We start from the raw sequence: 11,997 nt of genomic DNA, 5'->3' as shown, positions 1-11,997 counted from the left end.
ACTGTGGGCTGAAATCACATTATTTGTTTACCTTTGTGGAGTTACTAAATTTATATACAACTTTATGAAACCAACTTTATTTGTATTGGCTGCTGGTATGGGGAGTCGTTACGGTGGCTTGAAACAACTTGACGGACTGGGTCCTAACGGCGAAACAATCATGGATTATTCTATTTTTGATGCAATTCGTGGTGGTTTTGGCAAATTGGTATTCGTAATCCGTCGTGATTTTGAAAAAGATTTCCGTGAAAAGATTGTAAGCAAATATGAAAACCATATTCCTGTGGAAGTTGTGTTCCAGGATTTGACGAACTTGCCGGAGGGCTTCACTTGTCCGGAAGGCCGTGTAAAACCGTGGGGAACAAACCATGCGGTATTGATGGGTAAGGATGTCATTAAAGAACCGTTTGCCGTAATCAACGCAGACGACTTCTATGGCCGTGACAGCTTTGCCGTAATCGGCAAATATTTGTCAGAGCTTCCTGAAGGAACTAAGAACGATTACTGTATGGTTGGTTTCCGTGTGGGAAATACATTGTCCGATAGTGGTTCTGTAGCCCGCGGCATCTGCTCTACCGACGAGAATGCCCATCTGACTACCGTGGTGGAACGTACGGAAATCATGCGTGTGAACGGAGTCGTTTCTTATAAAGATGAAAAAGGTGAGTGGGTAGGTATTGAAGATAATACGCCTGTTTCAATGAATATGTGGGGTTTCACTCCAGACTATTTCAAATATTCTGAAGACTATTTCGTAGAGTTCCTGAAAGCTAATATTGAAAACCTGAAATGTGAATACTTTATTCCGTTGATGGTGAATAAATTGATTAATGAGGGCACTGCTACTGTAAAAGTGCTGGATACTACTTCCAAGTGGTTCGGTGTGACATACGCTGCCGACCGTCAGAGCGTGGTTGACAAGATTCAGGCTTTGGTGGATGCAGGTGAGTATCCTTCTAAACTGTTCTGATAACAATCGGATAATTATATAAAAGGAAGCCGGGGCTGCAGAAAACTGTGGTTCCGGTTTTTTTGGTGTCTGTAAGTGGATATTTTGAAGTTTATGCATACAAAAAGGGGGCGGATTTCGAATTGAAAACCGCCCCCTTTTATTAAGAGAAAATAAAATTAGTTCCAGTTAGGAACGATATTTTTATTCGCATTTTGATCATTTGCAGGAATTTCCCATACAAACTTTTGATTATCAGAGCTAATGTTTAAAGATTCCATACCTGTTCCTATGGACAGAATATTCAGATTCTGAGGATCGTGGCGTTGGAATCCGTCATGCCATCTTTTTAAATCATTAAGACGCATTCCTTCACCAATAAATTCTCTAATCCATTCTTCTTTAATAGATGTGAATAGGTCGTTTTCACTTTTTGAAAGACTAGATGCGCCACGTTTAACGCGTAAACTATTTAAGTAATTTAAAGCTTCAGGTTCATTACCTTCTCTATAAGAGGCTTCAGCTGCAATCAAATAGAACTCTGCACTTCTAAACAACTTTGCCATATTATAATATTCATAAGTTGTATTTTTTAAATCCGGATTTCCAGGATATTTATTCAACATATAAATATCATTAGCTGATTTATCTCCACAGACCACTTTGTCACACAAGAAATAGGCATCTTTTCTTATGTCATTAGATTCATACAAATCAAGAACCCATTGTGAAGGGATGAAATCAGGGCTATAACTTTCAACAGATGTATTCCAATATAAATAATAAGGAAGTTCATTGGTTCTTTCATCTATAGATGAGAATACCTTATATATAATTTCACTTCCTTCATCGTTTAGAAATACTTTAGATAAATCAGCCTCTGTCGTAGACAATGGATATTTATTCATTAGTGATTCTGATAAAGTAATAGCCTCCGTATAGTTGTGCATATACAAATCTACACGTGCTTCTAAAGCATCAATCACATCTGTGGTTAAATAAATGGAATTAGATGCCCCTTCCTTTGTCATTAGTTTTCTAGCTTCTGCTATATCTGATTTGATTTGCTTATAAGTATCAGCCAATGAAGAACGACTCGGTTTGGCATTAGGATCTACTTCTAAAACGATTGGCAAGCCCAAATTGGAAGCCGCTGTTTCGGGCTCATAATCTTTAGCAAAACGTAAAGCAAGTGTATGATAACATAAAGCACGTATCAAATATGCTGTGCCTTTTATATTCTTAGCCTTTTGTTGATCCTCTTCGTTTTCAAGAGTGATGTTATCAATATTATTGATTATATTATTACAATTTGTGATGCAGAAGTAGTTATTCTTGTAAATATCTTCTATATCATATTGTGAACTTGTAAAGTCCCATCTATGCAAATCTCCTCCTCTATTTGCAAAAGAGTACGTAGCATTAAATAAGTCAGACTGATAGTCTGATGCATAAATATAGAGTCCTCCGTTTATAGTTTGTAAAAACGAATATAAACCGGTCTCAAAACGGGTTGCATCATCTATGGTTTGCCATGACGTTTCTGTAGAGATGTTGGTCTCTGGATATTTGTCCAAATCACATGCCGTAAGAACAGCCATTGCAGAAAATAAAGTTCCTAATACTATTTTATTCATAATATATGTCATTTTGAATTAGAATGTGATTTCAGCTCCAATTGTAAATTGCTTAGTATTTGGGAATGCTCCATATGTTAAGTTAGAGTCAATTTCCGGGTCAGCTCCTTTGTATTTCGTAATAGTAAACAAGTTACGTGCAGCAGCTGTTATTTTAAAGTTCTTGATGATTTTGGTTTTTTCTAGCCAATTTTTAGGGAACTGATATCCTATGGCCAAATTCTTTAAACGTAAGAAAGAGGCGTTTTCCAGCAAGTGCGTATCAAAAATCATAATTTCTCCATACTTCGGCATGCTGGTAATATCTCCAGGATTTTCCCATTCATTGAGAACCTCTGTGGATTGGTTATATCCGGCAAAGTTTGCTGGGTTTTCAGAGAAATATCTATCGTTATTTACCATGTGTTTGCCTAGAACCCATGCGAAATCTGCGCCAATAGAGAGTCCTTTCCAAGAGAAATTTAAATTAAATCCACCCGTATGAGGAGCATATTGAGTCACACCAGTAGCTTGGTCTAAAGCTCCAGAACTAGCAAGGTCGGCATCCTTCGTCGTTTCTCCATTTGTTCCAGGAACATACCACATTTGTTTACCGTCTGCCGGATCTACTCCTGCATAGACAGGCATATAGAATTGAAGAGGTTCACCTACTTTGTAAGTCAAAGAGTAACTTGGCATCGGCCATTCTTCATATCCATAAAACAGTTCAGTGATTTCATTCTTGTTGTATGCATAGTTCATATTGAACTGCAGCAACATATCTTTCGTTTTGATGATATCAACTCCGAATGATAATTCCACACCCGTGTTTTTCATGGAACCAATGTTCTGCATAATTGTAGAGAACCCAGTTGTATAAGGAACCGGAACTTCCATCAGCATATCTTTTGTCTGACGGTTATACCATGTGATTTCTGTCCGGATACGATCAAAGAATGATGCTTCAACTCCGATATTTGTCAAGATTTGTGTTTCCCAACCTAACTGATCATTTCCAGGAGAAGAAATATACCATCCTCCTTGTGTGTTATAATTGCGGGTACCTACAAGTCCTAGATGATCGTAATTTCCAATTTCAGAGTTTCCTGTGGAACCGACACTACCTTTTATTTTTAATGTAGTAAGGAAATCAACATCCTTCAAAAATGCTTCTTCTTTCATGTTCCACATTAAGCCACCAGAGAAGAAGGTTGCTGCACGGTTATCCGCTCCGAAGCGAGAAGAGGCGTCATTTCGTACAGAAAAATCTGCATAATATTTTTCTTTGTATGCATATTCAGCGCGGCCAAAGAATGATAAATATTCATAAGAGTAGGGATCCATACTTCCGCTGTAGTCACCTAAGTTAACTAACAGTGCACTGGTTCCACTCCAAATACTAGACAATCTATCATCATTCTGTCCTGTTGTTTTACTAACAAATCCATTAAAATCACTCTTGATACCTTCTTGTCCTGCCAATAAGGTGATATGATGGTCATAGTTAATATCAAATTTATATTCTGCAGTATTGGTAATTGTGAACTGAGAGCGTCTTTGGAAAAGTTCAGTTGTAGTACCAATGCCGTCTACACTAGGATGTGAAGGGAGTGCCTTTGAGGTTTTACGGTAGTCATAAGCTTCTATACCTAGCTGAGAACGTAAGGTCAATCCTTTGATCGGGGTCAGTTGGATAAATGCATTTCCATTAAACTGAGCTTGGTTTCCTTTGTTAGGATTTTTATCAGTAAGATAATTAGGGTCATAACCATTCAATCCCGGGATTTTTTCCAAACGATTTCCGTTCTCATCATAAGGGTTAAAATAAGGTTGATTCAAGATTGTTCCGAAGACACCGCCATTCAGACTGTTTGAACCTTGATAAGTATACAAGGAAGTCTCTGTCATGTCATAAGCCCCGGCGATATTTGCTCCGATGCGCAACCAGTTGTTTACTTTTGTTTCTAAGTTTGCTCGCAAAGTATATCGTTCGTATCCTGATCCATAAACAATACCTTCTTGATTCATATAAGAAGCAGACAAATAATAGAGTGACTTATCGCCTCCCCCTTGAACTGAAAGGTTGCCTTGATAAGTAGGAGCATTTTTAAAGAAATAATCTTGCCAGTTGGTATTGACTCCTGATGCCATATACTTATCATAGGTGTCTTGGGTAATAATTCCATGTTTTAACTGATAGCCCAACAACTGGCTTGAACTCATAGGAGTCGCAATATCTTTAGCTAGTGTAGATACACCATAATTCCCTGAGACAGTGACTATTGCTTTTTCGTTCATCTTGCCTCGCTTAGTCGTGATATAGATAACTCCATTGGCTGCACGTGAACCATAAATGGATGTGGCAGACGCGTCTTTCAGAACTGTTACACTTGCAAAGTCATTGGGGTTCATCATACTCATAATTTCAGCACTTACGGGTGAACCATCCAATACATACAAAGGAGAATTCCCGGCAGTCAATGAACCGATTCCACGCAAATAAGAAGACGCAGCCATGCTTTTGTCACCTGGGTCACCAGAGCTTGTAAATACCTGTAAACCAGCTACTTGTCCTTGTAATGCATCCATTACGTTTACAACAGGTCTTGCAGCAATCTTCTCAGAAGTTACATTTGCAATAGAACCGACTACTGTTCCAACCTTCTTGGCGCTACCGTAACCAACCACTACCACTTCATCCAATGTTTCAGCATCCGATTTCAATATCACATTTATACGTGGCTGTACCTTCACTTCCTGTGACTGCATTCCGATGAAGGAAATGACCAAAGTTCCCGCGGAACTAAAGAATCCTTATAATTGTCTTGTAATCAAGCTTATACATTTTTTTCTAAATATTTCCTCTTCATAAGTTCTAATAATCTACAAGAGGATGTTTTTCACAATTTTTCTACCCAGAATCTACTCCCTTTTTATTATAGAATCCCGGTTATATTACAACTTATATTTCTTAATTTTGAATGAGTTATAAGATAAAAAAACTAACTTTGTAAACAAACACTTTAGCAAGATGAAAAAATATCCTGTAGGTATACAAAGTTTCGAGAGCCTTCGTAAAGGAGGCTATCTGTATATAGATAAAACTGAACTTATTTATCGTTTGGTATCGACCGGAAAGTATTATTTTTTCAGTCGGCCAAGACGATTCGGGAAAAGCTTGTTGATATCTACGTTGGAAGCCTATTATTCCGGGAGAAAAGATTTGTTTCAAGGATTGTATATTGACCAGGTGGAAAAAGAGTGGCTCTCTTATCCAGTTTTACATATTGACCTAAATGCGCAAAAATATGACACACTTAAAAGCCTTGATGATATTTTGAATGATATCTTAACAAAATGGGAAAAAGTCTATGGAACAGAGCCGAGCGAAGTATCTTTATCCTTGCGTTTCCAAGGAATAATTCAGCGTGCAGCCGAAAAGACCGGAAAAAATGTCGTGATTTTGGTAGACGAATATGATAAGCCCATGCTTCAGACTATCGGAAGCAATGAACTGCAAGACAGTTATCGTGATACATTAAAGGCCTTTTATGGAGCATTGAAAAGCAAAGATCAATATATTCAATTCGCATTATTGACAGGTGTTACCAAGTTCAGTAAGGTAAGCATATTCAGCGATTTGAATAATTTGATGGATATATCCTTTGACCAACGATATGCTGCACTTTGTGGAATTACGGAAGATGAGATTCATACTTGGCTGGAAGAAGACCTGCATGAATTGTCTGTTCATACCAATATGAGTTATGAACAAGTCTGTCAGTCTTTAAAAGAGCGTTATGACGGATATCATTTTACTGAAGATTCCATAGGATTGTATAACCCATTTAGCCTTTTCAACACGTTTGCTAAAATGAAGTTCGGCAATTATTGGTTTGAAACAGGTACACCGACTTATCTGGCCCAATTGCTTAAACAAAACAAATGCAATTTGGCCCGTCTTTCAAATGAAATGGTTACAGCTGATTTACTGAATGGCGTAGAGCCTTTGGCAAATAGCCCTATCTCAGTCCTATATCAAAGTGGATACCTGACGATTAAAGACTATAATTCCCGTTTTAACATATATACTTTGGGGTTTCCCAACAAAGAAGTAGAAGAAGGTTTTATTAGTTATCTGTTGCCATATTATGCCCATGTACAGCCCACAGAGTCAGCATTTCAAATGATGAGTTTTATAGAGGAAGTAGAAAAAGGAGAGATAGATGCCTTCTTTTCACGCCTGCAAAGTTTTTTTGCGGATACTCCCTATGAAATGATACGCGATTTGGAGCTACATTATCAGAATGTACTTTTCATCATATTCAAACTGCTTGGTTTCTACACAGAGGCAGAATATCATACCTCAGAGGGCCGCATAGATCTGGTGATAAAAACAAACCATTTTATTTATGTGATGGAATTTAAACTGGACGGTTCTGCTGAAGAGGCATTGAAACAGATAAATGACAAACACTACGCAATTCCTTTCCAAACAGATGGGAGGAGGGTTTTCAAAATAGGCGTAAACTTCAGCAATAAGACACGGAATATCCAGAAATGGATTGTGGAAGACAGTTTAAGATAAAAAACAACTTACCCAAGAATACGCTCCAAACGTAAACTTGGGTAAGTTTTTCTTTATTTAGTTGAGAAGGATAAAATATCCAGCAAAATCATGTTTTATTTGCCACCGTTTATCCATGTTTTTTCAGAGTAGATGTAATACCCATCTCCGTATGCACTACTTACGTTTGGATTGCTCAATACACTACTGTTACCGTATGGCAAGCGTTCCGGATAACGATTTACCCCTCCTTGTGTGTTGTAAGGATTGGTCAGGACTACATAACTTTCTCCCATTGCTTTCAGACGGCGTAAATCATTGTAAGTTTCCACTTGCTCGTCTGCACATTGAGCAATGTACTTTTGTTCAAAAAGCGTCTTGAGCGTCGGCGTTCCCAGTGAATTCACGTAAGCACTGACATCGCTATCATCTCCACACCATCCTAATATTTCACTGATAGAAGCGGTTACAGCCTTTTGGAATTCATTGGTAGCATCTTCATTCAGGCGTAATTTAGCTTCAGCCAAGATGAAATATAATTCAGACACACTGAACAGATGAAGAGGTTGAGTACCTAAATCATACCATTCCGGGAAAGCCAGACTTCCGTCGGCAACTTGTGCGACAGTTTCATCTCCAGGAGTATATGATTCTCCTGTTTCATAAGTGTAATAACTAAAACGAGGATCGTCACTACCCATTAAATCCGTAACGGTTTTTGAAGAAGCAATGTAATATCTGCTCCACAAATAAGCGCTCCAAGGATTATCACAGGTAACACCGTTGAATTCTTTAATCATGAATCCTTTGAAACCCAGTTCGACAGCCTTCCCAGCCGCAGCTTTCACCTCTGTTAACAGTGCATTCCTATCTTCGGTTACAGCCAATTGATGAATTAAATAGCGGGCCTTTAAAGCGTATGCTGTGGCCATCCACTGTTCATTATCGTTTTTAAACGCAATGTCTTGATTTCCGGCAGACTTTAAATCTTTTCCTTTTTCAAGGTTTCCGATGGCATCGTCCAAGGTTTTCAATATGCCGGCATACACATCCTTTTGTGCATCCAGTTTAGGCTGGAGATTTTCTTGCCCCAGCAAAGCCTCGCTATAAGGAATATCTCCATGCATATCTGTCAATACTCCAAAATTCAAGGCTTCCAGAACTTGTGCCATACCTAGCAAGTCATATTTGCCGGCATTACCTTGGGTTCCGGTGTTGATTTTATCAATCATCTGACGAATGTTCATCAGGTTCCCGTAGGTAGCATTCCAGACATTGTTAAAGGTTGTAGACGCAGCCCATTCAGAGGAGTTACGTAGTTCAGCTCTCATCAGCTGATTGTTTCCAATTCCAATTTCTTGCTCATTGAGAGAAGAGAGATAAAAAGCATAATCTCCAGAAACGGTGCTGAAACCTGTGGCCATGATTGCATCTGTCAACTGAAGCGCGGCTGACACGTTTTCAGGAGCAGGATGCTGATTATCTTTGTTGATATCGTCCATTATATCCTCGGTACAAGATGTCAGTCCGAGAAATGCAACAGACAAAACGGATAATATATATTTCTTCATATTTGAATCGTATTTATTTTAGAATTTAATAGTAAGTCCACCGCCAAAGCTTGAAGTATTAGGCACAGAGAAACGTTCAAAATATCCACTCATGTTATTATTACCCTGTGATGATTCTGGGTCGAAGTTTGGTAACTTAGCCCATACCAGAATGTTACGGGCAAATCCATACACTGAGATATCGAATATTCCCATTTTAGGCAATTGATATGTTAATGTAACGTCGCGTAATTTCACGAAGCTAGTATCATATATACCTGATTCTGAGATATTATAGTACGCCTGATAGTAGGCCTGTTTGCTGACTTCAACCGTATTCTTTTCTCCCGTAGCTTCATCAACTCCTTCAGCTACCATCGTTCCTTCATGATAGTCAAGAGATTCCTTGGTAGCACCGAAATAATTCAGTGTCATGTTCGTGCCATGATACATCTTACCACCTTGCTGCCAGCTCCATGTGGTCTCCAAAGAAAGACGTTTGTAGCGTCCGCCGAAAGTGATACCTGTGGTGAAGTCTGGTGAACAGTTGCCCAAGTTCTGGCTGTCTCCTGTAGCCTGTGGCAGACCGTTTAACAAAAGCAGGTTTCCTTCGCTGTCGCGTTTGAATGCTGCGCCATAGATATTAGGATATGTACATCCTGCCTGAGCTCTGATCTGCGGTTCTACAAAGCCACCCAACATGATTGATTCCACACCCGGAGCCAGTTCAACCACTTTATTTACAATCCGAGTGAAGTTGATACCTAAGTTCAAATCATAATCTTTACTCTGCAGGATGGCTGCATTGATTGAGAATTCATGTGCATGTGTACGCATTTTTCCTGCATTAGTCATCATATACTGATAACCTATAGTACCATCTGTCGGTACAGAGAATATCTGGTCTTTTACATTCTGCAAACTATATGTATATTCCATTTTGATTCTACTGTTGAACAGATGTAAGTCAATACCGGCTTCATAGTTGACCGTATTCTGTGGCTTGAGGTTTTCATCATAGACCACATAATAGGGAACGTATGATGAAACACCGCTTGGAAGAGGATAAGACACCGGAGTATAGGCTAAGAAACCTCCACCATAAGACGGGGTATAATAGAAATTATTGTAATAATTTCCGGCCTGACCGACTTGTGCAAATGAACCTCTTAATTTACCATAGTTGATTACGCTGTTACCTTCAAGGAAAGGCAGTTTGGTGAATTCCCATCCCAAAGATACAGAAGGATAGAAGAAGCTACGGCTACCTCTAGGCATTGTGGATACATAGTCATTACGTCCGGTAACGGTCAGATACAGCTGGTCTTTCCATGATACAGATGCACTTCCAAAGAAACCGACCGTACGTTCCCGTCTGGTATATTCACTGGCAGAAGCCAGGTTGGTAGCATTCCCGATAGTGGTAAACCCAGGGAAATTGAAATTACTTGCATAATAGTCCCATGTACGGATATTCTCATCATTGAATTCATTACCTAAGATGATATTCAAGCCCCATTCGTCTTCATTTCCGAACCGTCCGTCAAAATTGATGGTAAACAAGTTATTGAATACGTTGTGCTGAGAACCATAATTTTCAATATCACCTCCGGTTAAAGCTGTGGTTGAACCCATTTCTCGTACATCCGAATAGTTGGATGTCCAGATGTCCAAACCGGCCTGTTCACGGAACTTCAATGTAAATTCATCTCCCCAGTTCAATTTAGGCTGGTATTCAAGATAAGCATTTCCAAACACACGGTTCGTATGCTGCAAGTATTCGTTGTTGTCTGCCCACCAGTAAGGGTTCACGAAAGAAGTAGAACGGAACAATACCTGATTAGTAACATCTCCCGGAACATGGGTTGGAATACCTTTCAGGTCATATTCTGCCGGAGCTGAATAAACTACGTTCATGATACCGTCGTTGGCACCTGGTGCAGAAGTAATCTTTGTAGAAGAATAGTTTGCAGAAAAACCCGTATTCCATTCCTCATTGATTTTCCAGTCAACCAATCCTCTTGCGCCCCAACGGTTCATTCCAGTAGACGGAATAATACCGTTCTGATAAGAGTTGTTCAAGCCAAACGAATAGTTCACTCCATTAAGGCTTTGAGATATGTTCACGTTAGTATTTTCAGTAAAACCTGTACCCAAGAAATCACCAACATTGTCATAAATTTGAGGAGTAGTCCAACCGTCCAATCCTGCTTTGGCACGCTGAGTATTATAATATTGGCCTTCGTGCATGCCATATTCAGCGGTATAACTGTTATTGGTGTTACCTCCATAAACCGGGTCATTAGGCAAATCACTGATTTTAGGTCCCCATGTGCTGGAGGAGGAAGGATTATATGCACTGATGTTATCTCCCTGTGCATACACAGTCTGACGTTCAAACTTTCTTGACACCCGTTGTGCACTCAAGTTTGTAGAGATAGTGACAGCTGGTTTGTTCAGATTGTTTTTTGCCCCACGTTTGGTTGTAATTACAATCACACCGTTGGAAGCACGGATACCGTACAAGGCAGAAGCAGCCTGCCCTTTAAGTACGTTAATAGTTTCAATATCTTCAGGATTGATATCAATGCTACGGTCGGCATAGTTCGCACCAGTTACAGAGCTTCCGGTATCGAAGTCGGCAGAGGTATTAATCGGCATACCATCAATCACATACAGAGGCTGGTTGTTTCCATCGAACGAACGGGCCCCACGGATAATAATTTGTGAAGAAGCTCCCGGTGCACCAGAAGACTGGCGAACTTCGACTCCAGTCAATTTTCCTTGTATGGCATTGGCCAATGAAGTTGTACCACTTTTACTTAATTCATCAGATTTTAAATCCTGTGCTGCATAACCCAACGCCTTACGGTCACGCTTGATACCCATTGCAGTTACAACTACTTCATCAAGCTGTTCAGCATCAGATTTCAAAACTACTTTAACCACCGGTTGTACCTTCACTTCCTGTGACTGCATTCCGATGAAGGAAATGACCAAAGTTCCCGCGGAACTAAAGTCGCATGTAAATAACTGGTAAACAACGCGTTGAAAAATCGCTGGTTTGTATATAGCTTCTTCAAAACCATTCATAATGGTGAAAATGGCATAAGTTTTCTACCACATTTTTACTGATAGAAATAGAAATCTAACGGCATTAATTATTAACTTGTTTGCCATATTCTATGTTTCGTATGTGGAAAACGTATGTTTCCCAGTGCGAAAACGTACGTTTCCCTATAGGAAAACATACGTTTCTGCCTCGGAAAACATAAAACGTAACAAGGTGTTATTTTATAACTGCCTATGTTTTTT

Annotated in this window: 6 protein-coding genes; 2 read left to right on the top strand and 4 right to left on the bottom strand. The window is 39.4% G+C overall.

Annotated elements, in window-relative coordinates; translation table 11 throughout:
• The first annotated feature begins 64 nt into the window (after positions 1–64).
• On the top strand, positions 65–970 hold the full coding sequence (locus OIM59_RS14270; protein WP_072543518.1) for a nucleotidyltransferase: 906 nt from the start codon (positions 65–67) through the stop codon (positions 968–970).
• 158 nt (positions 971–1,128) lie between these two features.
• On the opposite strand, the gene OIM59_RS14265 is transcribed toward OIM59_RS14270, so the two are convergent.
• Both OIM59_RS14265 and OIM59_RS14260 read right to left on the bottom strand, forming a co-directional pair.
• Entirely contained in the window at positions 1,129–2,586 is a 1,458-nt protein-coding gene (locus tag OIM59_RS14265; protein WP_303897369.1) for a RagB/SusD family nutrient uptake outer membrane protein, read from the bottom strand.
• An 18-nt stretch (positions 2,587–2,604) separates the two neighbouring features.
• Positions 2,605–5,355 carry a TonB-dependent receptor gene (locus OIM59_RS14260; RefSeq protein ID WP_303897367.1) on the bottom strand — a complete coding sequence of 917 codons (2,751 nt, stop codon included), beginning with the start codon at positions 5,353–5,355 and terminating at the stop codon, positions 2,605–2,607.
• A gap of 241 nt (positions 5,356–5,596) precedes the next feature.
• Between OIM59_RS14260 and OIM59_RS14255 the strand changes: the two genes are divergently transcribed.
• Positions 5,597–7,153, top strand: coding sequence for an ATP-binding protein (locus OIM59_RS14255; protein ID WP_288353359.1), 1,557 nt, complete (start codon positions 5,597–5,599; stop codon positions 7,151–7,153).
• A 95-nt stretch (positions 7,154–7,248) separates the two neighbouring features.
• Here OIM59_RS14255 and OIM59_RS14250 read toward each other — a convergent pair whose 3' ends face one another.
• Both OIM59_RS14250 and OIM59_RS14245 read right to left on the bottom strand, forming a co-directional pair.
• A complete protein-coding gene (locus tag OIM59_RS14250; protein WP_303897364.1) occupies positions 7,249–8,703 on the bottom strand; it encodes a SusD/RagB family nutrient-binding outer membrane lipoprotein in 1,455 nt (484 codons plus the stop codon).
• 18 nt (positions 8,704–8,721) lie between these two features.
• Positions 8,722–11,775, bottom strand: coding sequence for a SusC/RagA family TonB-linked outer membrane protein (locus tag OIM59_RS14245; RefSeq protein WP_299171992.1), 3,054 nt, complete (start codon positions 11,773–11,775; stop codon positions 8,722–8,724).
• Between the last annotated feature and the right edge of the window lie 222 nt (positions 11,776–11,997).

This window comes from Bacteroides mediterraneensis (assembly GCF_025993685.1).
In the GTDB taxonomy this organism is placed as follows: Bacteria; Bacteroidota; Bacteroidia; order Bacteroidales; family Bacteroidaceae; genus Phocaeicola; species Phocaeicola mediterraneensis_A.
The sequence above is the reverse complement of the archived record's forward strand: the minus strand, read 5'-3'. Positions and strand labels throughout refer to the sequence as shown.